Annotated in this window: 18 protein-coding genes and 1 tRNA gene; 3 read left to right on the forward strand and 16 right to left on the reverse strand. The window is 48.4% G+C overall.

Annotated elements, in window-relative coordinates:
• Positions 1-191 (forward strand): hypothetical protein (locus HPS57_RS14250; protein ID WP_216653391.1); only part of this gene is annotated, 191 nt, incomplete at its 5' end.
• A 327-nt stretch (positions 192-518) separates the two neighbouring features.
• Here the strand turns inward: HPS57_RS14250 and HPS57_RS08110 are convergent.
• The 14 genes from HPS57_RS08110 to HPS57_RS08175 form a co-directional block, all read right to left on the reverse strand.
• The gene (locus HPS57_RS08110) at positions 519-1,553 is read right to left on the reverse strand and encodes a Rossmann-fold NAD(P)-binding domain-containing protein (protein ID WP_172181995.1); all 1,035 of its coding nucleotides are present in this window, start codon (positions 1,551-1,553) and stop codon (positions 519-521) included.
• A 30-nt stretch (positions 1,554-1,583) separates the two neighbouring features.
• Positions 1,584-2,819: a glutamate-5-semialdehyde dehydrogenase gene (locus HPS57_RS08115; protein ID WP_369811498.1), complete on the reverse strand. Its 1,236-nt coding sequence runs from the start codon at positions 2,817-2,819 to the stop codon at positions 1,584-1,586.
• A 61-nt stretch (positions 2,820-2,880) separates the two neighbouring features.
• Positions 2,881-3,651: a glutamate 5-kinase gene (gene proB, locus HPS57_RS08120; RefSeq protein ID WP_369811485.1), complete on the reverse strand. Its 771-nt coding sequence runs from the start codon at positions 3,649-3,651 to the stop codon at positions 2,881-2,883.
• Between the two features lie 113 nt (positions 3,652-3,764).
• A complete protein-coding gene (gene proC, locus HPS57_RS08125) occupies positions 3,765-4,556 on the reverse strand; it encodes a pyrroline-5-carboxylate reductase (protein WP_172182001.1) in 792 nt (263 codons plus the stop codon).
• Positions 4,553-5,698: an aspartate aminotransferase family protein gene (locus HPS57_RS08130; RefSeq protein ID WP_172182003.1), complete on the reverse strand. Its 1,146-nt coding sequence runs from the start codon at positions 5,696-5,698 to the stop codon at positions 4,553-4,555. Before HPS57_RS08130 ends, proC begins: the two co-directional genes overlap by 4 nt.
• Positions 5,699-5,829: 131 nt before the next feature.
• Complete coding sequence (gene argC, locus HPS57_RS08135) at positions 5,830-6,846, reverse strand: N-acetyl-gamma-glutamyl-phosphate reductase (RefSeq protein WP_172182386.1); 1,017 nt, start codon at positions 6,844-6,846, stop codon at positions 5,830-5,832.
• 23 nt (positions 6,847-6,869) lie between these two features.
• A tRNA-Pro gene (locus HPS57_RS08140) sits at positions 6,870-6,943 on the reverse strand.
• An 85-nt stretch (positions 6,944-7,028) separates the two neighbouring features.
• Complete coding sequence (locus HPS57_RS08145; RefSeq protein WP_172182005.1) at positions 7,029-8,231, reverse strand: argininosuccinate synthase; 1,203 nt, start codon at positions 8,229-8,231, stop codon at positions 7,029-7,031.
• Positions 8,232-8,273: 42 nt separating this feature from the next.
• Positions 8,274-8,885 (reverse strand): GNAT family N-acetyltransferase, encoded by a 612-nt coding sequence (locus tag HPS57_RS08150; RefSeq protein WP_172182007.1) that lies wholly within the window; start codon positions 8,883-8,885, stop codon positions 8,274-8,276.
• Between the two features lies 1 nt (position 8,886).
• Complete coding sequence (locus HPS57_RS08155) at positions 8,887-9,363, reverse strand: arginine repressor (protein ID WP_172182009.1); 477 nt, start codon at positions 9,361-9,363, stop codon at positions 8,887-8,889.
• Positions 9,364-9,652: 289 nt separating this feature from the next.
• Entirely contained in the window at positions 9,653-10,144 is a 492-nt protein-coding gene (locus HPS57_RS08160) for an immunoglobulin-like domain-containing protein (protein WP_172182011.1), read from the reverse strand.
• A gap of 150 nt (positions 10,145-10,294) precedes the next feature.
• Complete coding sequence (recG, locus tag HPS57_RS08165; RefSeq protein WP_369811500.1) at positions 10,295-12,421, reverse strand: ATP-dependent DNA helicase RecG; 2,127 nt, start codon at positions 12,419-12,421, stop codon at positions 10,295-10,297.
• Between the two features lie 37 nt (positions 12,422-12,458).
• Positions 12,459-14,006 (reverse strand): ATP-binding protein, encoded by a 1,548-nt coding sequence (locus HPS57_RS08170; protein ID WP_172182013.1) that lies wholly within the window; start codon positions 14,004-14,006, stop codon positions 12,459-12,461.
• Positions 14,007-14,146: 140 nt separating this feature from the next.
• Entirely contained in the window at positions 14,147-15,223 is a 1,077-nt protein-coding gene (locus tag HPS57_RS08175; protein ID WP_172182015.1) for a trypsin-like serine peptidase, read from the reverse strand.
• Positions 15,224-16,206: 983 nt separating this feature from the next.
• Between HPS57_RS08175 and ftsZ the strand changes: the two genes are divergently transcribed.
• Positions 16,207-17,508, forward strand: a complete 1,302-nt coding sequence (gene ftsZ / locus HPS57_RS08180; protein WP_172182017.1) for a cell division protein FtsZ — start codon at positions 16,207-16,209, stop codon at positions 17,506-17,508.
• A 4-nt stretch (positions 17,509-17,512) separates the two neighbouring features.
• Positions 17,513-18,106, forward strand: coding sequence for a hypothetical protein (locus HPS57_RS08185; protein WP_172182019.1), 594 nt, complete (start codon positions 17,513-17,515; stop codon positions 18,104-18,106).
• Between the two features lie 449 nt (positions 18,107-18,555).
• On the opposite strand, the gene HPS57_RS08190 is transcribed toward HPS57_RS08185, so the two are convergent.
• Complete coding sequence (locus tag HPS57_RS08190; protein WP_172182021.1) at positions 18,556-21,423, reverse strand: glycoside hydrolase family 2 protein; 2,868 nt, start codon at positions 21,421-21,423, stop codon at positions 18,556-18,558.
• A 136-nt stretch (positions 21,424-21,559) separates the two neighbouring features.
• The gene (locus HPS57_RS08195; protein ID WP_253946510.1) at positions 21,560-22,849 is read right to left on the reverse strand and encodes a DUF4974 domain-containing protein; all 1,290 of its coding nucleotides are present in this window, start codon (positions 22,847-22,849) and stop codon (positions 21,560-21,562) included.

The following is a 22,849-nucleotide window of genomic DNA, read 5'->3' on the forward strand; positions in this document are numbered from 1 at the left end:
GAAAGTCGCTTCTCTTGTACTACTTGTCTGTATTGCAAATCTTTCAAAGAACCGCTTTCTCAGCTGCCTCGCAGGGAGGCGTTTTTCAAAAGCGAGTGCAAAGGTATAGCTTTTTTGCCAATCTCGCAAGGGTTTTGAAGGATTTTTTAGGTAAAATGGGTGAATTTTCGCTTTTCGTTGATTTAAATTAATGGGTGCGGAGGGTGGCACATTATTATATATTATAAAGGGAGGGTGGAATTGATGAAACGCGGGAATGCATGATAAAACATGATACAATGTGGGACAACGTGGGAAATCATGATGCGGATTGTGGAAAATGAGGGGAAAACATGGTGAAAACGGAAGAAAAATCATAAGAAAATGGACACAAAAACAAAGTGTTACCTTTGATATGGTAAAAGGTAACACTTTATACAGCCAAAGGTAACCATTCGTGATGCGAATGGTTACCTTTGGTTATTGGTAAGAATAGCGGACTATTCTTTAAGAAATAGCAATTAATATGAGAAACCTTATCAGAGGCTTTCAAGCATACGCTTGATGACTACCGAACAGGAGATTTCACGGTTGGCAGCTTCAGGGATGACGAGGGAGTTAGGAGACTCAATGACATCATCGGTGACTATAAGTCCGCGACGTACAGGGAGGCAATGGAGGAACTTGCCGTTGTTTGTCCATGACATGTGCTCTGTGTCAACAGTCCATGACATGTCCTTGCAAAGAATCTTTCCATAGTCAGCAGGCCGGGTGACACCCGGACATGACCAGTTCTTCGCATATATAAAGTCAGCCCCCTCAAACGCCTTGCGCTGGTCGTACTCCACTACAGCACGGCGCACTTCACCTGTTGCAGGGTTGGTGTATTCAAGGAATTTCGGGTCAAGTTCGTAACCGTGAGGATGCGTAACAACAAGTTCCACATCAGGAGCGGCGAGCATCCACTGCGCATAAGAGTTCGGCACCGCCTGCGGCAAAGCACGGCAGTGAGGCGCCCATGTCAGCACAGCTTTCATTTTCTTATGGTTGAAATCAAAGTTGTCAAGACCATGCCCATTGTCCTTTGCCCACGATTCCTCCATTGTGATAAGGTCGGCGAATGCCTGCAGAGGGTGGACTGTCGCTGTCTCCATGGCGAACACCGGCTTACCACTGTACTTCAGGAACTGGTTGAGGACAGTCTCCGCATAGTCATACTCACGGTCGGAAAGTCCTGCAAATGAGCGCACTCCAATCATGTTGCAATAGCATGCCATGACAGGAATAGCCTCCAAAAGGTGCTCTGCCTTATCACCGTCCATTATGACACCACGCTCAGTCTCAAGTTTCCATGCCCCTGCATTGACATCAAGCACAATGACATTCATGCCAAGGTTCATCGCCGCCTTCTGTGTTGAGAGGCGTGTACGCAGGGAGTTGTTGAAGAATATCATCATCAAGGTCTTATTCTTGCCAAGATGCTGGTACTTGAAACGGTCGTTCTTGATTTCGAGTGCCTCCTGCATGGCCTTCTGAAGGTCGCCGAGGTCTTGCGGATTTACGAAACTTCTCATATTCAGGTAAGTATGTTATTTGTCTTGTTATCAGGCTCTTGTCTGTCCGTTGCCGTCAATGAGCCACTTATATGTTGTCATCTCCATAAGTGCCATTGGTCCTCGGGGTCCGAGTTTCTGTGTGGAAATACCAATTTCGGCACCGAGTCCGAACTGTGCTCCGTCGGTGAATGATGTCGGCGCATTGACATATACACACGCAGCATCAACCTGCTGTTGGAATTTCAAGGCTGTTTCTTTGTTTTCCGTGATAATAGCCTCAGAGTGTCCGGAACTGTATTTGCGTATATGTGCCAACGCATCGTCCACGGAATCAACGGTTTTGATGCTCAGTTTGTAGTCCATCCATTCCTTTCCATAGACAGAAGAGTCATTGTCATCGCAAAGGATTGCAGTGTTGAGGTATGCCGCCGCACGGCTGTCAGCATAGAAATGCACACGTCCCATCATCGGGGAGAGCAGTTCTTTAAGGTCATCAAGACGGCTGCTGTGGACAAGAAGGCAGTCGAGGGCGTTGCAGACAGATACCCGGCGTGTCTTAGCATTGTCGATTATCGCCTTGCCTTTCCCAAGGTCGCCGTCCTTGTCAAAGTATGCATGCACCACTCCTGCCCCTGTCTCTATCACCGGAACACGCGCATTGTCACGGACAAACTCAATGAGTTGCTTTCCGCCACGTGGTATGCAAAGGTCGATATATCCCACAGCGTTGAGCATCTCCGCCGTAGCCTCATGGGTGACAGGCAGCATATTGACAACATCAGGGTTAACACCTTCGTCCGCAAGCACCTGCTTTATCAGGGAAATTATTGCCAGATTGGAGTTTTCCGCATCCTTTCCTCCCTTCAATATGCAGGCATTGCCTGACTTGAAGCATAGCGAAAAGACATCAAAGGAGACATTCGGGCGTGCCTCGTAAATGACGCCGATGACACCGAACGGCACTGAGATGCGACGCAGGAAGAGGCCGTTTTCCAAGGTATGCGCATTTGTTATCTTTCCCAAAGGAGACTCCAACCGTGCCACGTTGCGCATGTCCGTAGCAATGTTTTCGAGGCGGCTTTGCGTAAGTTGCAACCGGTCATAGAGAGGGTTGCTCTGCTCCATGCGCTCAAGGTCCTTGCCGTTGGCCTCAAGAAGCATTGAGGCATTTGCCACAATAGCGTCCGCAACACGGTTAAGGACAGTGTTGCGCAGCTCGTCACTCATGCCGGCAAGTGTGTAGCCGGCATCTTTTGTTATCTGAAAAATCTTGTTCATAAGTATGGCAAATGCCTGTTATATTAGTAAAAGCCCGTTATTCGACGAGAGAAACGGCAAATCGGACTTAATCTTTTACCCTATTTGACGGTATGAATTCCGTATGGATGACTTTCTCCGGGCATGTCAGCACATCCGGAAGTATGTTGTCGCGGTTGCCGTTGGCTATTATCACGCGTATGCCTTCGGCAGCAACAGACTGTGCCGTATGGTACTTTGACTCCATTCCTCCACGTCCTGCGGAACTTTTGGATGTCCGGATGTACTGCTCTATGTTGTCATCGGGATGCACATGGCTTATGACCTCCGATGTCGGGTCTGACGGATTGCCGGTGTAGATGCCATCGATGTTTGATAGAAGCACAAGGGTTTTCGCGCCCATCATCTTGGCTATCAGTCCTGAAAGTTCATCATTGTCGGTGAACATAAGTTCGGTGACGCACACCGTATCGTTCTCATTGACAACAGGAATCACACCATTGTCAAGCATCACTTCCATGCAGGCGCGCTGGTTGTCGTACTGTTCGCCCTCCTCAAAGTTCTCTTTCATCGTCAGCACCTGCCCGATATGGATGCCGTATTCACGGAAAAGGTCGTAGTAATGATTGATGAGTTTCACCTGACCTATCGCCGAATACAATTGGCGTTGCTCCACAGAATCAAGGGCATACTCCACCTTCAGTTCGCTGCGGCCGCAAGCCACAGCTCCGGAAGAGACAAGGATGACCTCGTAACGGTGTTCCTTAAGCCATGCTATCTGGTCGACAAGAGCCGACAGACGGGTGATGTCGAGTTTGCCTTTGGCGGTTGTGAGCACATTGGAGCCAACTTTTATCACGATTCTTTCCACCTTAGTATTTGGGTTGAGGTTGTGGGGTTAGGTTATGGAAGGATATTGACAATATTGTCAGTACTGTCATTATTGTCAATATTCTCCCACAACCAATTATTCTACTTCATACCTGCTTTCAGGCAGCGGATTACCGCTGAGGTCATTCCGGAGTGCTCCAGTTCGTTGAGTCCACGTATTGTCAGACCGCCCGGAGTGGTCACCTTGTCAATGGCAGCCTCAGGGTGCAAGCCGGATTCCTGCAGAACAGCAACCGCACCGGTCATTGTCTGCTGCGCAATCTGCTGGGCGTTGGCAGGATAAAGTCCGAGCTCTACCCCACCCTGCATCATGGCATGGATGAAGCGCATCACATAAGCAATGCCACATCCGGCAAGCATGTTGCCTGCTGCAAGTGTCTTCAAATCGCAGACCTGTGTCTTTCCGAGAAGCGACAAGAGAGCCTGCACTGCCTCCACTGTCTCTGCCGGCACATCGTCCGCAGGAGATATGAAAGTCATGCTCTGTCGGTATTCTGCTGCAATGTTGGGCATGACGTAAAGAATCTGTGCCGTGCTTCCCGGCAACATTGACTTCAAGTCCTCCGGAAGTATGTTGGCAGCAACGGAGATGAATATCTTTCCGTCAAGTCTTCCTTCCGAAGCAATATCATCGATGACAGTCTTCACCATCCACGGCTTCACGGCAAGCACCACGATGTCTGCATCTGCCACTGCCGCTTTGTTGTCAAGCGTGCAGTGAAGTTCCGGGAAATCCACCTTGATTCTGTCCAACGACTGCTGTGTGCGTGCAGTGACAGTGATGTCAAGGTCCTCGCCTTCACGCTTTGCCTTCACCCATCCTTTGGCAAGGGCACCACCCATGTTGCCTGCTCCTATTACTGATATTCTCATAATACTGCTTTAAATCGTTCAATGAAATCGTCCGCTTCCTGCATTGTCAGGCACAACGGCGGCAGCAGGCGGATGACATTAGTTCCTGCACAGCCCGTGAAACAGTGCTGTTCCTTTACAAGTCGTGTGCGCGGCTCTTTGTATGGCACTGCCAATTCTATGCCTATCATCAGACCGCATCCGCGTACATCTGTGATGACAGGATAATCTTTCTGCAGTTCTTTCAGGCGAGAGACAATGTGATTGCCCACCTTTTCCGCATTCTCCACAAGGCTTTCCTGCTCCATAACGTCAAGGACAGCTATTGCTCCTGCACAAGCGAGGTGGTTGCCGCCAAACGTTGTGCCAAGCTGTCCATAGACAGGCGCGAACTTTGGAGAGATGAGCACACCGCCCATAGGGAAACCGTTGCAGATGCCTTTGGCTACTGTAATCATGTCAGGAGCATCCGTAGGGCTGTCCATGAGCCACTGGTGGGCGAAGAATCTGCCGGAACGGCCGTAGCCGCACTGTATCTCGTCGCAGATGAACACCGTATTATATTTTGTACAAAGGGCACGGAGTCCGGCATAGAACTCCTTTGTCACCATGCGTATGCCGCCTACTCCCTGAATACATTCGATAATGACTGCGCACACATCACCCTTTGCCAATTCACGCTCCCATGCTTCAAGGTCGTTGATTGGAAGATAAGTGACATGTCCGTTGGCATTTATCGGTGCTATGATTTTCGGGTTGTTGGTAGCCTCAACGGCAAGGGATGTCCTGCCATGGAATGCTTTTTCGAGCGAAAGCACACGTGTCCTGCCATTGTGGAAAGAAGCGAGTTTGAGCGCGTTCTCGTTTGCCTCGGCACCGGAGTTTATCAGGAACAACTGATAATCATCATATCCGCACACCTCGCCAAGACGCTTGGCAAGCTGTTTCTGCAAAGGATTCTGAACAGAGTTTGAATAGAAACCGAGTTTTCCGACCTGATTGCTTATGTCATCCACATAATGCGGATGGGCATGACCTATGGAAATCACAGCATGACCGCCATAAAGGTCGAGATATTCCTCGCCCTTATCGTCCCAGACATGGCAGCCTTTGCCTTTTTCTATCGCTATGTCGAAAAGCGGATAAACGTCAAATAGTATCATAATATGCTCTTTTTTACTGATTAAAAAGCCCTTCATGCAAAGGGATGCTGTTAAACCTGCGCAATGGACTGTTGCAAAGATACCATTGCAAAAAAGCAGGATAGGAAGCCCACCCTGCCATATATTATTGATCAGAAAGCGGATGCCTTCAGATTAAGTCCTGCCCATTCGTCACATCCGAACATGATGTTCATGTTTTGAACAGCCTGTCCGACAGCACCTTTGAGTAGGTTGTCTATAATCGATGTGACCACAACTTTCCGTCCAAAGACATCGACATGGACAATTGCCTTGTTCGTATTCACCACCTGCTTCAAGTCAGGAGCCTTGTCGGAATAGTGAGTGAAGGCTGCATCCTTAAAGAATTCCTTGTACAGAGCGACAATCCCCTCTGCATCAACAGCCTTGTCGAGAGTGACAACCTCTGTGCAGAAAATGCCACGGGCGAAATCACCGCGATAAGGAATGAAATCCACCGTTATGCCTTCCGTATCAAATCCGTAGTCAAGAGTGTCCACAAACTTAGGGGCGGAATCAGGACGAATAGCGTTCAAAGTTTGGCAAATCTCATGCAGATGCTGATGAGTGAAGAGCTTATAGACTGAGAAATTGTTGTTGCGCCATGAGAAATGGGTCGTCGCGCCCGGCTTCTGACCTGCTCCGGTAGAGCCTGTTACGGCATTGACACTGACATCATGGGTCAGCAATCCTGCCTTTGCAAGTGGAAGGAGACCTTCCTGAATGCACGTAGCGAAGCATCCCGGATTGGCAAGGTGCTTGCATGAGGCTATCTCGTCACGGTAAATCTCCGGCAAACCGTAGACATAGTCATGGTCGCCCTTTATGCGGAAATCCTGCGCAAGGTCGATTATCCTGACATTCTCAGGAATGGAGTGTTCTTTCAGGAATGCCGCACTCTTGCCATGACCGAAGCAGAAGAACACGACATCCACCTTGTCAAACGGCATCTCTGATGTGAAGACAAGTTCCGTATCACCAAGAAGTCCTTCATGGACATCGTAAAATTTGTTGCCGGCATTTGACTCTGAGTTTGCAAACACAAGCTCCACCTCAGGGTGGTTAAGCAGAATGCGGATAAGTTCACCTCCGGTATAACCTGCCGCTCCGAGAACACCTACCTTTATCATCATTCAGGAATATTACAAAATTGTCGGGGTGACCAGACTCGAACTGGCGACCACACGCCCCCCAGACGCGTACGCTAACCAACTGCGCCACACCCCGAAAAAGCAAAATGCAGACATATTCATCCCTTGGAGGGTAAGTGTTGAAATGTCAGAATGAAATGTCTGCACCATTCATTTATAGATTAACGCTCCTCGTCAGGATGCGCAAGGTAATATGCACGCAGTGCCGTCGATGTCACCTTGATGAATCCTTTCGCATCCTCGGAAGACCACGCCTTTGCTGTCTCGCCATACTCTCCGAGCTTGTTCTTGACAAGGTCGTTAGGAGACTCCACTCCGACAGTCTGGAAACCTAAAGGACGGAGTTCAAGTATAACCTCGCCTGTCACATTGCGCTGTGAGGATGTGAGCATTGCCTCTATGTCCGGCATAACCGGTTCAAGATACTGTGATTCGTGGAGGAACATGCCGTACCAGTTTGCCACCTGGTCTTTCCAATACTGCTGCCACTTGGACAATGTGTACTTCTCCAGGAAACGGTGTGCTCCGATTATGAGCATAGGAGCTGCGGCCTCAAATCCCACACGTCCCTTGATACCGATGATTGTATCACCGACATGGCAGTCACGACCGATACCGTATGCAGCGCCGATTTCCTCTACTGCCTGTATAGCGGCAATCTTATCCTCATACTTCTTGCCATTGACAGAGCAAAGCTCGCCTTTCTCAAAGCCCAGCTTCAGAATCTCCGGTCCTTCCTTTGTCACATGCTTCAGATAAGCCTCTTCAGGCAATCCCTGGGCAGAGTCGAGTATCTCACCACCGCAGATTGATGTTCCCCAGATGCCCACATTATAAGAATACTTCAGCTTTGTGAAATCAGCGAAATAGCCGTTCTTGTTAAGGTAGTCCACCTCTTCCTGACGTGAAAGGTTGCGGTCACGGGTAAGGGTGATAATCTCAATGCCCGGAGCTTTCACAAGGAAAGTCATGTCAAAGCGAATCTGGTCGTTACCTGCACCGGTTGAACCGTGAGCGATGGCGTCCGCACCGATTTCCTTTGCATAGCGCGCAATGGCGAGCGCCTGGAAGATACGTTCTGAACTTACAGATATAGGATAGCAGTTGTTGCGGAGAACATTGCCGTACACCATGTATTTCAATGACTTCTCATAATACTCCTGAGTGACATCGAGAGTGACATACTTCACTGCACCAAGCTTATAGGCATTCTCTTCGTTTGCCTTCAGCTGCTCAGCGGAGAAGCCACCGGTATTGGCACACGCAGCGTAGACCTCACAGTCCATCTCGCGTGTGAGATACATCACATTATAACTTGTATCGAGGCCACCGGAAAAGGCAACCACAACTTTTTTCTTTGCCATAATATCTGTTTTTCCTTTCTTCTTGTTCTTTGAAAGTGTTTTCTAAAACGGTATGCCTCTCAGTGTAAGAGTCTTTATCACATCCTGGAACACTTCTATCGGAGTAGGCTCACCTGTGTGCATCTCCGGGTCATAGAGCATTCCCGTGCAGATGCAGAACTTACGTTCCTTTGCCTTGAGAATGTCATGATTCGTACAGCCCTCACATCCGCGCCAGAAGGCGTCATCGTCAGTCAGCTGACCGAAACTGACCGGTACATATCCCAACTGAGTGTTCATTTTCATGACAGCATCACCACTTGTCAGTGAGAATATCTTGGCGTGAGGCCACCTTACACGTGCGAGTGTGAACGTATAGTCCTTTATGCGCTTGGCGATTCCCATTCCAAGGTAATCGAAATGGACTATCAGTCCGGAGGTGGTGACATAGGACTTGTTACCCCACGTCTCTATGTAGCTGAAGCCTGCGAACTTGTCTCCACACAGAGCGAGGATGGCTTTCCCCTCCCTCATCTTCGTGGCAACATACCCATGAGAGCGTTCTGCAATACCAGTGCCACGCTTTTTCGCAGCGATACGTATTGTGTCAAGAATTGTGTCGACATATTTCTCATCGTCGGCATCAGCAACCTTTATTGTTATCTCTTCTTGCATCTTAGTGTATATCCGGTATTATGTATGCCAATGCGTCAGTTGCTTCTTCATGGGTCACATCAGGAGCGAGCACAATGAATATAGTGTCATCACCTGCTATTGTTCCAAGCACAGAGTCAAGGCGTGCATTATCTATGTTATAAGCTATACTCGAGGCATATCCAGGTCGTGTATGTATGACACCCATGTTGCCTGAGAATTTCAAGGAAAGGAAACCAGTCGTTGTCAGCATGTCACGTGCGGTCATTGGTTTCTGCACACGTTTGTACATGGTCTCGGTCGGAAGCACATAGATGTACTTGCCATCAGCCATAGCCGCCTTCGCCACTTTCAGCTGCTTCATGTCGCGCGACAGCGTTGCCTGTGTGATGTTTATTCCTTCCTTACGCAAAGCGCGAAGCACCTCGTCCTGAGAGGAGAGTTCGTGTGTGGAGAACAGTTTTCTCAGTTTGTCAAGACGATTGTTTTTCAGCCCCATTTTGCATATTTATGTAATTCGAGTGCAAATTTACACATATTTATGCAAACCACCAAACTTTTTACAATGTTTTTTTTGCATAAAACAAACTTTTCTCATTTATCTTGTCGCAAGCAACCTTTTTTCTCATAGCATAGGAACATATTCAGAATGTTCCCTGATTATTTCCGAATATAGCCGAAATCATTTCCCGAAATTCCAGAATCTCATTAGATGCTTCTCCTTGCAAACCACAATCAACATACAGCTATATATAAAAATGGTGGTACTATAATCCCACCACTTTTTATCAACGAACAGTAAAAGGAGAGTACACATACCGCTTTTTACCATTAATTCCTACCTCTACGCCGAGCCTGTATTCACCTGGAGTGAATTCATTGACATAACACTGGCTCCGTAATGGTTGGTTCATAATCCAATATCCACCAGGTGCAATATTCACAGCCAATAGAGTAGCTGCAAAGAGATACCCCTCTTTTGTCTTCGAAAGATGCTTACATACAACCCATCTTCCATTTGTATTCTTTTCCACTCGCCGCCCTCTCTCTAACGAGACTGTTGAGTTCTTTGTCTTATTGGCTATCGTTACTGAAATAAGCGTATCAACAGGAGAATCGAACACTTCCGAAGACAGCTCTATAAAGATACTGTCCACTTGTTCGTGTTGTTGGGCAGCTACTGCAACAGCATCATTGTCGGTCGAACCATTCATACGAGTGAAACATCCAAAATATAAGAAGCTGTAACAAAGAAGCAATATACATGTTTTTATCCTCATAACCTAATATCGTTTTAAGCCGAGTACTTTCAAGAAATTGCCTGCTTTGAAGTGCTCAAATCTCAGCAGAGGGCTTTGTACAATAATCAAGCCACACTCTATAAAAAAGATAACTTCCGCAGAAATTGTCTTTACATTTAAAGGTGTGGCTTAAGAAATTGCACCCCAGTTTATGTTCGTCTTGCGCAGTTCATACAGGCGTTGCCACAGGACGGCATACTCCGGTTTGTTGCATTCGGGGTCATTGTCAAGCACCTGTTGTGCCATGTCACGCGCAAGCTGCACAAGCTGTCCGTCGCGTGCGATGTTTGCGATTTTAAGGTCAAACGCCATACCTGACTGCTGTGTGCCTTCCAAATCGCCCGGCCCGCGGAGCTTCAAGTCAGCCTCGGCTATCTTGAAACCATCGTTTGTCTCACACATTATGTCAAGCCTGGTGCGTGTCTCCTTCGTCAGTTTGTTGCCTGAGACAAGGATGCAATACGACTGGTCGGCACCTCGTCCGACACGCCCGCGCAACTGATGAAGCTGCGACAGACCGAAACGCTGGGCTTCCATAATGACCATTACGGAGGCATTTGGAACGTTCACACCAACTTCTATGACGGTTGTCGCTACAAGTATCTGCGTCTCGCCCTTGACAAAGCGTTGCATTTCCTCCTCCTTCTCGGCAGGCTTCAGTTTTCCATGCACCTTGCTGATACTCATATCAGGAAATATGCGGCAAAGTTTCTCATAGCCTTGTTCGAGGTCCTGCAAGTCCATCTTCTCACTTTCCTTTATCAAAGGATAGACAATGTACACCTGCCTGCCAAGCTGTATCTGCCGGCGGATGCTCTGATAAAGTGCCACAAGCTGGTTGTCATACCTATGCACCGTATGCACAGGCTTGCGTCCCGGCGGCAGTTCGTCGATTACTGACACATCGAGGTCGCCATAAAGAGTCATGGCAAGCGTGCGCGGGATAGGTGTGGCGGTCATGACAAGTATATGCGGAACAGTTCCGACAGCAGCCTGTGCTCCGGCAGAAGCACCGGGAGCCTTTGCCCACAGCTTTGCGCGCTGTGCCACACCGAAACGGTGCTGCTCGTCAATAACGGCAAGTCCAAGACGACGGAACACCACAGTGTCCTCTATGACGGCATGTGTTCCCACGACAATGTCAATCTCTCCCGTGGCGATTCCTTCAAGCACCGCCTTGCGCCGCTTTCCTTTCACAATGCCCGTAAGCAGTTCCACCCTGACGGACATACCGGAAAGAAAGTGGCGTATGGTCTCCAGATGCTGCTCGGCAAGGATTTCCGTAGGTGCCATAATCACTGCCTGATAGCCGTTGCCGACAGCAATGAGCATCGTCAGCAATGCCACCAATGTCTTTCCGGAGCCTACATCGCCTTGCAAAAGGCGGTTCATCTGCCGTCCGGAGCACATGTCGGCATGGATTTCCTTGACAACACGCTTCTGCGCCCCTGTCAAATCGAATTTCAGGTTGTTGTCATAGAAATAGCGCAACGGCTCGCCTGCCTTGGTGAAACGGCATCCGAGGTATCGTTTCCTGCGATCACCGACATAGCGCATGATGTTGAGCTGCACATAAAACAGTTCCTCAAACTTCAGCCGTTCCTGAGCCTTGCGCATCTCATTATTATTATGAGGATAGTGAATCCACCGCAACGCTTGGTCTCTCGAAATGAGATGATTGGGCTCGGTGATATATGTCGGGAGCGTCTCCCCTATCTCCGGCATCTTGGCAAGCAATGCTTTCTGCAACCGTTCCACACCGCGCGAGGCAAGCCCGGCATTCTTCATGCGTTCCGTTGTCACATAATGAGGTTGCAGCCCCATGTCACTCAGTACAAGAGAACTCGCCTCATCCATATCAGGATGGGTGAACTGATAACGCCCTTGGAATACTGTCGGCTTGCCGAAGACTATGTATTCCACACCAATACGGTAGGTTTTATGGGCATACTCCCCTCCCTGAAACCATACAAGGTCGACGAATCCCGTGCCGTCTGAGAAATGTGCGACATATCGTTTCTGCCTTCTGCCCGTGTCATAGACTTCCCAAGAGCGTATAGTGCCCTTTATCTGCACGTAAGGCATCTCGCCGTCCATGTTCCTTATGGCATAGACATGGCTTCTGTCCACATATTTATATGGATAGTATTCAAGTAAGTCGCCGAAAGTCTCAATGCCGAGTTCCTTACTCAGTATGTCTTTCTTCTTCGGCCCTACTCCTGCAAGGTACTTTATGTCTTGTTCGAGAAAATTGATAGTCGTAATTATTTTTAATAAATATTTTGTCTATATTTTATATACTCTCAAGCACATTTATATAGTCATCATCTATAATACGCCATGTTCCAAATTTACGTCCTCCTTCACGAACAATAAATTTCATGTCAGCAAGGCGTTTGAGGTGCTTTCTTATCTGTCTATCCGAGATTCCCATTTCCGCAGCCATGCAAGCAGTACTAATATGAGGATTCTTTACTACCAACCTATATATAGTTCTTTTTGCTTTTAGGAACTCTTTCCGCTCTTTTAGGAACTCTTTCCGCTCTTTTAGGAACTCTTTCCGCTCTTTTAGGAACTCTTTTTGCCCTTTTACGAACTCTTTTCCACTGTTTTCACCGTTTATAGTGAACTCTTCTTGCCTATTAGGAACTGTTTCGTCATTTATTACGAACTGTAAATTATAATTCAAATTCCAAAGAACAACACGGAAATCATGGGCATTAGAGCAGAACTCCGGTGCACGATAGCTTGGCAATTGCTCATAACGTGCGTATGCATCAAGAATCTTACGCATACCACTGCCACGCCTCTCCATCAAATCCAATCTGCTGAAAAAGTCTGCAAGCAATGGATTTCTACGACGAGAGGAAACATTTCTCAAATCTTGATGCTGGATAACACTACCGTCAACCATCCCACCCGGAGAAAATATCTCCAAACGGTCATCAAACATGTCCACATGCACCTCAGAACCAAGTTCCATATAGTCACGATGAATTATTGCATTCACTAAGATTTCCGAAACTGCACGCTCCGGATAATCCGGCAATTCCTCACGATGGTCAGCCTCCTTCCACCAACGTTTATGGGAATTGGCACGCACAAAAGCAATGGCCTCCTGCAGTTGGCTGATTATGCTGCCACAAAGCTCGACATCATCCAAAGCTTCACCCAAACCGGTTGTCTTGTCAATATCATTCCAGCGAGTACAGAATACGCGTGAATGCCTTATTGGAGCCTCATCCGCAACCAAAGCACCGGCATTGGTCAAGCGGCCATTCTCGTCAACAACACCCCATGACACAAACTCTTGTTCCTCAAACGAGCGGTGCAGCCTATTAAAATGCACAGACCTTAATTTCGTGAACGCCATGTCCGAAAATTGGAATTTTGAAGGCAAACTGTCGTATGTTTCTCCCGCACCACGCATCACAAGCTGCTTCAGTTGTATGCGATCAGCCACCACAGATTCATTACCTATCCGAACATACGTCTGTCTTTGTCCATTACCCACGAAATAATATGGTGTCTCTGTACCCGGACAAACATTCAGCACAATAAGCTGCTTCCCATCGACAAGCTCAATCTTCAAATCTACAGAGGGTACAGGATCCATAAAAACCTTAACAGCCTCACTTATGTCCTCACTGTCTTTCTTAGCATCCGACAACCCGACAATCTCATCATTGTCCGCAACACCAAAGACAAGAGCACCTCCATTGCCATTAGCGAAAGCACTGACACTCTTCAGCCAACTGCGAGGATTTTTCCTTTCCAGCATGAGTTTTTTGTCATAAGCTGTCGTTTCGCCTATCAGTAATTCTATATTTTGTTGTGCCATATCTCATCCTTTGCTTGCACTTGATTGTCAAATGATTTATTAAGTAATTATTGCAAATTACTTTATATTTAATTTGTGTTTGTACTAAATTAATTTCCAACAGTTACTTACATTTATGTCTTAGTCCTGCACCACACCCATTATTTCCCCAGCAAATCACGGAGATGCTTCACACGCACGCCGTAATTGAAACTCTGCGTGCCGTTCAGACCGGCATAGTTCACTGCCACAAGCTCGCCGGCATGGTTGACAACAGGAGAGCCACTGCTGCCGGGAAGGGCAGGAATGGAGTACATCAGGCGGTCGTCTGTCCTCTGGCTTATCGTGCCGGTGTTGAACTGCGACTTCACTCCGTCCTTCGTTATGGCAAGCGCAGGGCCAAGGTTGAAGCTCGTCATGAACAGACGGCTGTTCTTGTCATCACGAATTTCCTTTGCGGCTTTGTCCATGAGGGAATAAGTCAGGAGCGGATCTTCCTCCGGCACTTCAAAGACATATTTGTCCGCAGGGGTGGCCTTTGATTTCAGCTGTATGACCGCCAAATCGTGCTCGGCGTCAGTTTTCCGGACAACACACGGCACGAAATCCTTCGGTCCTTTCACGTGAGTGTTGTTGTAAGCGATGCTTATCCGGTTATGGTACTTTATCTCCGAATCATTGGCGCGTATCCTGTCTATGGAATTATAGTATTCCCCTACCTCGTCACGCTGCGCCTTTACGGCATCAAGGACAATCTTCATTTTGTATAATTCATCATAGCCGGCCGAACCACTGTAACCTGCATACCGGTAATATTGATATGCCTGCCTGTACTGCTCGTCAAGCTCATAATAGCGTGCAGCCAAACGAGACTTCAACGCCTTCAGCACTTTGTCAACGGATTTGTTGACATCCTTGTCCGCAACCATGTTCGACACGACATGCGTGTTCGTCACAATCTCCCCTGCAGGAGAGACAAAGAAGCCTGTACCGTAGGACGTGGTCACGTCCACAGAGTCCTTTTCGGTGGCAAGTCCTCTAAGTTCGCCGGAGTCATCAAAGCCGGAAAAATACAAGGACACGCCGTTTGACAGCTCCACTTCATAGAAACTCTCGTTCTGCACAAGCACCACTCCGGAGGCTGTCTCCGCCTCGATGTCGCCCTCCGCCTTGTTGACGCAAGAGACGGACAGCAGCATTGTGCAAACGCATACTAACCATAGACATTTATTCTTCATAAACATTTTTATCCTCGTTTTTATGGTTACACGTTCAAAAACCCTCATTCTTGATTCTGCATCACACCACCGCGGAAGTCCTCCACGGCTGCAATGCTACGGACAAAGGTACAAATAAAATTCCGAAAATACGGCAATGTGCGGCATATATTTTCCTATCTTTATTGATATTTGTCCGTTTTTCATAATTATTACGCAAGTCCGTCGGCAGCCCCACCAGTCTTTTCCGCAGGCAACATTTTCTCCACAAAGCAGTTGCCGCTATGGCATGGGCATGTTAAAGGCGGCGAAAAATTTTGACAACGAGAAGTCTTGAGTTTTCCAATCATTTCCTCTCAGAAAGTGGGAAAACACGCTTCGGAATGGGATATATATATATTCCCCACCCTATTCCTTACGGAAAAAGGTGTAAAAGATAAGGATTGGCAGTGCAATTCAATAGGTTTTGCAATGCCATTCAATACCTTTGGTAATACAAACCGATACCTTTTATACTGCAAACTGATACCTTTTGCAGCAGAAAAGCATATTCTGGGGATTATCACTCTTACTATTTCGCTGAGTAACAACGCATTACCAAAACTGCAAAATTCAGACGATATTTCGGTTTTTCTCCCACAAATTTATTTTCATGCGAGTATTTTTGTTAAAAACAACGTGAGTTTTCTAATTTCCAAACACCCTGGAACACTTGATATAACAAAGCGACATCTTTTATTATTGCTGTCCGGTAAACATATACAACACACTATCATTTATCTGTTTCAGTTGTGACAAGCCACAATCCTCGCATACAGCAACAGGATTTCGCTGTAAAGTGTGGAGTTTTGCCGGACAGCAATATTTTTTTCCGAAGTGGTCAAATTCGACCACTTTGAAATAAGGATTATAAAACATATTTTCCACCGCAAGCCTTGCAAACATTATGTTTTTACGATAATTTTCAATATCTTTGCAATCGAATTTCTAAAACGAGCAGAAACATGAGCGAGGGGACAGAGAACAACAATCTGATAGACTTCGGGCTTACAGAGGACAAGTCCAAGGGAATAATTAAGGTAATCGGTGTCGGCGGAGGCGGTTGCAACGCTGTCAACAACATGTACGACGAGGGAATCGTGGGTGTCACTTTTGCCGCCTGCAACACGGACAGCAAGCAACTTTCGCATGTCAGTGTGCCGGTGAAGGTGCTTATGGGAAAGAGCGGATTGGGTGCCGGCGGCAATCCGGAGAAGGGCAAGGAGGAGGCGGAATACAGTCAGGAGGCTATCCAAAAACTGCTCAGCGACGGCACGCAGATGGTCTTCATCACTGCCGGAATGGGCGGTGGCACAGGCACAGGTGCAGCCCCGCTTGTCGCAAAGACTGCCAAGGAGATGGGAATCCTTACGGTCGGTGTGGTGACAATACCGTTCTACTTTGAGAAAAAGCGCAAAATCAAGAAGGCGTTGCTTGGCGTCATGGAGATGAAGAAGAACGTTGATGCGCTTCTCATTGTGAACAACGAAAGGCTTTGCGACGTCTATTCCGACTCTGATGTCTATGTGAAGGAGGCGTTCAAGCGTGCCGACAACATCCTGAGCGACGCCGTGAAGAGCATCTCCGAACTGATAACCGTCTACAGTGACGGTGGCATAGACATCGACTTCCGCGATGTGGAGGCGACGATGAAGGACGGCGGAGGTTCGATAATGGCAATGGGGCGCGCCAATGGAGACAATCGTGTGGAGAAAGCTATCATGGATGCGCTGGACTCTCCATTGATTTACGGCAACGACATAAAGAAGGCGAAACGCATACTCTTCAACATTTATGCCGGTGACAAAGCACCGGTGTTTGTGCGTGAGATGCAAGAAATCGACGCTTTCTTCGACCAATTGGACCCGAACATCGAGGTGATTTGGGGCATCGCCACCGACAACACTCTCGAGGATGATGTGAAAGTGACTATCCTTGCAACGGGTATCGAGGACGCGCTCAACAGTCCGGATTATGGCAACGACAAGCTCCGTGACAAGAATGCTGCCGATGACGAATATCTGGAGTCCTTGATTTCTGTCCTCTACAAACCCATGAAGAAGCCTGTAGCACCAACAGAGTCGGACAATCCGACAGAGAATCCTCTGCCGAATGACCCTCCTTTGGTTATCGAACTCGTTGCGCCTGTGGAACCGGCAGAACCTGTGGAAGAGCCGAAGAACCCCCAACCGCCTTTGTTGGAACGCCTTAAATTATGGATTATAAAGGCTACCAAGCCACTGTTGGCAGACGCATCAGAAGAATAGTCAGATGGAAACGAACAAAGAACACCTTGACAAGATTGTTGCGGACATACGCCGCATGGCGGTTTATCTGCAACGCATCGGCCGCAACGACCTGCTACTGAACGCCATCGGTGTGCCTATGCTCGAGGAACTGCGCATAGAAGCTGCCAGAGGACAGTTGAGCCGTCTGCACATCACTGCCGACTTCCGTTTCCTGCTTACAGACTATGGCAACAAGGAGGTGGAGCTTTCGCCCATACACAAAGCGGTCTACCTTCTCTTTCTCAATCATCCCGAAGGCATTGAGTTCAAGCATTTGGCGGACTACCGTGACGAACTGACCCAGTACTATATGCGCACTGCCAACCGTTTGGACAAGGAAAAGATTCTTGAGACAGTGGACCGTCTTACAAATCCTGCCGACAACGCCATCAACGAGAAGTGTTCGCGCATAAAAAATGTGTTCCTGGCATTGATGGATGAGTACAGCGCAAACTACTATATCATAAACAGCCATACCAAACGCCATGTCGGCGGTTCACCCAGAATTTGGTATGAGCGCCTGAAGGTAATCACCCTGCCGCGCGAACTTGTGGAGTTTGAGGATGCGGAAACATGAAGTCGCGCCGGTGTCTGAAAGGGAAGGTATCCAAAGCGTTAACACCTCCCTCTTCCGAGACCCACAAAAAAAAATGTCTCCTATTAATAAAAGTCACGCAGATTACGCTGATTCTCACAGAAGAGATAGTTGTTTCTGTGAAAATCTGTGGAATCTGCGTGACCTTTTGCTTTATCGCTTATGTGAAAATATTATTATTTCAGGCGATATACCCCCATTTGTACCCCTATAAAATTTGGAATCGCTTGCGAAATATTGTACCTTTGCATAAGATAAGCTGCACCTCGGCAATCAGAGTAAACTCTATTGCACTCGGCTTGCATTATCTTTGCAAAAGAAAAACGGATCTCAGCAATAAGAGTGTCCATTTCTGCTGAAATCCGTGTTTCTTGTTTATTCCCTTTTTATAGGAATGCGTTCTTTGACATATTTACCATTATCTCGTCACTTCATTCAAAGCGCAGGATGACAGAACCGGTATACTGTGACTGGTCTGCCCAGAACGCCTGTGCGGAAGGGCCGTTAAGGTCGGTTGTGTTGACCTTGTTGCGCACGGAAGGAATAACCTTCAGAAGGGCGATACCTGTCTCAGGGAGTGTGTAGAGGATGTGGTCGCGTCCGTCGCGCGGAGTGTACACTCCGATGTAGTCAACAGCACCCGGGCGTGCCTCTGTCTTTGCCTTTGCGGCAGGAGCGAAGCCTCCTATTGGCTCGATAGTGATGTCACCGTCAGCAGTGTGGAGAGTCATCCATGAGCAGTTTGCAAAGTATCCCTTGAACTCAGGGTACTCGAATGTCTCGCCCGGAACAGGGTCGTTGTAGTCATTCTTCCAATAACCGTACTGCGGACCATGGAGACGGTTCTGCCAAACACGGTAAGGGCCGTCGCCCACCCACTCCTTTGACTTGACCTTGCTCTCAGGATATGCGAATGAGATTCCCATCTCGTCCACAACACCGCCGAATGTATAAGCATAGTCAAGCTTAACCGAACCGTCGGCAAGGAATGCCCATTCCGCAGACTCCAGTGAGCCGTGCTTGTAGTTTGCCTTGACTGTAGCCTTCTCTGCGTCAACAGTGAAACCAGTGAAAGCACCCTGGTCCATGTAGGTAGTGTACTGTGTCTTCTTCTTTTCCGCCTCCTTGTCATCATGGTTGTAGAAACCGTCCTGTGAGCGGTCGGAACGTTTCGCGCAGATGAATGACGGACCTGCTATCGCGAAGTTTGATGCTTTGATAAGGCTGCCGTCCTTCTTTGAGAAGCGGTATTCCTTGCCTGCCGCTGTGACGGTGAGACTGTAATCGTTCTCGCTTACGGAAATGGCAGCCGCTTTGAGCTCCTTGTGTGTGGCAGGAGTCTTGGCAACATTGGATTTCATTGACCATGTGTACAACTCTTTGCCGAAATTGTCAATCACGGTGACCTCCAGCACATCGACATTGTCACGGCGTGGGAGCGGCAGGATTCCCTGTGCGTGCGGTGCAACGTCAGGGCCTGCGAGAGTTCCGCTTGCCACTATGGTCGCCTTCTTTGTCTTGTCGGCAGGTGAAGGCATGTTCTTGTAAACATACTTAAACTTGCAATCCTTCAGGTTCAGGAAGTCATACTGGTTGTCAAGGTTAAGGACAGCATTGTCGAAAGCAGTCTCAAGGTTTGTTATCTGTACAGGACACCATATTTCCTTGATAGTGTAGTAAGAGCCTTCCTTCTCGAAATGAGGGCCGAGAATACCGTCCGCGCCGTAGTTTCCGACATTGTCAATCATGCCGTCCATGTCAACACGTTTCACGCCTTGGTCAGCAAAGTCCCACAAGTAGCCACCGGCGCAACGCGGAGCTTTGCGCATCATCACCCAATAGTCATAGAGTCCGGCACCGTGACCGCCGTCATAAAGTCCGTGGAGGAACTCTGTCGGCATGACAATCTCCGGCTCGCGGAGCAGTGCCTGTGTCTCGCCCCATGAGCGATAGTGCTTTGTCTCGAGTCCGTGCTCGTTAGCCCAAGGATAGACAACGACACGTTTCTGAAGGTCAAACTGGTGGAAAACAGGGTCAAGCTCCATGTTGAAACCGCCCTCATTGCCGTTGCTCCAGAAGATTACCGAAGGGTGGTTGTGGTCACGCTTCACCATAGCCTCAACGAGTTTTGAGCCGTTGATGGTGTTGTGGTACCAGTGCCAGCCCGGCTGCTCGTCCATGACGTAGAGTCCGAGTGAGTCGCAAGCCTCGTAGAACTCCGGATCGGCAGGTGCATGGGAGAGGCGCACGGCGTTCATGTTCATGGACTTTATGAGTTCTGCATCCTCGATGTTCTTTGCTTTTGAGAGGGTTCTTCCGCTCTCAGGACGGAAGGAATTGCGGTTTACGCCTTTCATCATGACCTTCTGGCCGTTGATGTACACACCGTCATGTGCACGCACCTCCACTGTGCGGAAACCGAATTTCTGCTTTTCTGTGTGCAAAGGCTTGTTGTCACGTGAGAGGGTGAACACCGCCTCGTAACGGTTAGGAGTCTCGGCAGACCATGGCTTCACGCCGTTGACCTTGAAGTCAAACTCGGCGAAGTCAGAGGAACGTGTGGTCTCTGACGCAGAAGCGACAGTCTTGCCTGTCTGCAAGTCCTTGATGTCCACACTTACCATGGTGTTCTCCAAGGCATGGTTCAGGTACGCCTTGCAGATGAAGCGTCCGTCATGGCGTGCGTCTATCGCCACGCGCTCAATGTTGTGCGCTGGCTTTGCTATAAGATAGACAGGTCGGATGATGCCGCCGAAGTTCCAATAGTCGGCACGGCGTTCAGCCATGTTGACAGCGTCTTCCTCCGATTCCTTATTGACAGTGACCTCGATGCGGTTCTTTTTCTTTCCGAAGAACACACGGTCGGAAACATCATAGCGGAAAGGTGAGAAACCGCCCTTATGCTTTGAGCCGGCTTTTCTGCCGTTTATCTCGCAGTAAGTGTCGGTCATAGAAGCCTCGAAGCACAGGAAAATCTGCTTTCCCTCCCAGTTTGCAGGGAGCTGAAACTCGTACTTGTACTTGCCTGTCTCGCTTGCAATGCCTGCCGGATGTGGCTTGCCGTAGAATTTCATGCCATACTGGTATGTGCCGAAGCCCTGCAGTTCCCAGCAGGAAGGCACACCGATTTTTGTCCATTTCCCACTGTTTCTGCCGTCAGTGCACATAAAGTCCCACTGCTTCATGTCGTCGCAGCCTGTGCCGGAGATGTAGACACGCTGCGTCTCTATGTTCTGTGCGGAACATGGAGTGAGGCTGAAAGCGGAGAACAGGAATAACAATGATGTCAGTCGTCTCATATTTTCTTTTTAAGGTTTTTGATTGTCGGTTGTTGGTTGTAGATTTTGGCTTGTCATGGTTGTCATGACAAGTCATGATGAATCATGAGTTATCATGAGTTATCATGATACAACATGATATTATTTTTAAGCAATACTATTTCTTCAGATTTGTCATCATCATTTCCTTTGGCTCTATCGTAACCTTGGATTCGTCCAGCTTTGAGCGGTCGAGTTTGAACACATCGATGAAGAATTCATAGTTTGCCTTGCGTTTGTTAGGACCGTAATCGTGGCGTTCCTTTGGCAGATGGACATTGCGGACGGCATCCTCCTTGCCGTAGAATCCCCAGATGCGCTGCAGATAAGGATACTCCAACTCAGGCACAGAGGCAGTCCAATCGCCGTCATCGCTCACGACAAGCACCGGATTAGGTGCGAACATGGCGAGAAGTTCAGGATTGCAAGTGCCGCCGGCAGACAGATGTATCGGCTTTCCGCTCTCACACGGACATCCTCCGTCGAAATGGGAAGCGAGGTTCACCGTAGGCGCAGCCGCCGTGAAACGTGGGTCAAGAGCTGTCAAAAGCACTGTGTGCGTGCCGCCACCCGAACCACCATTAGCACCGATGCGTGTCATGTCGATCTGCTTTCCGCGGTTCTCTATCATCCAATCAAGCAGGATAAGACCGTTCATTGCCTGGATTACATGGGCGCGGTCGGTCTGGTGAGTAGGATATTCCGTCTCGGATTCACCCCACGCATACAGGTCGAAGTCCACACAAATGGCACCCATACGCGCCAAAGAACCCAAGCGCTGCTGCTGATCCTTGCGGTATCTGCCGTCATAGAAATGACCGTTAGGGCAGATAATCAGCGCGTGCTTGCCCTTTGATGTCGGTGTATAGATACTTCCAAATATATGTTCTCCCGGCAAAGTCTCTATACAGATGTTCTGCACTGTATATCCATCATACTTGCGCACCTTAGAGAGAATCGCCTTTTTGCCTTTCACACAGGAGTCAAGGTACTCATCTATCTGCAGGCGCTGGCGCATCTCACGGCGCAATGTATCACGGCGTGCCTCCCATTCCTCCTTATTATTATATAGGGAAGACAGCCATGTCAGCATCTTTTTGCCATCCTCCGTATGACGGCGCATATACTCATAAGGCTTGATTTTGTATGTATTGCCGGACTGTTTCCACCAATTGAAGTCAAAATACTTGCAGATGTTGTCCAAAGTCTCCTCAATGGAATAAGGACGGATACGGAAATCGGCATGTGGAAGGCGCTTGCCCACTGTGTCGACATTGTACTTCAGGCGCACATTGAAACGCTTCTCGACATCCTTCATAACGTCACTCAGCGCACGGCTCTGCTGCGCAAAGCTTGCCGAACAAGAGAGGATTGCCAATGCCAAAGCGGATATTATTCTTTTATTCAT

The sequence above is a fragment of the Palleniella intestinalis genome (assembly GCF_013166595.1).
Lineage (GTDB): Bacteria > Bacteroidota > Bacteroidia > Bacteroidales > Bacteroidaceae > Prevotella > Prevotella intestinalis.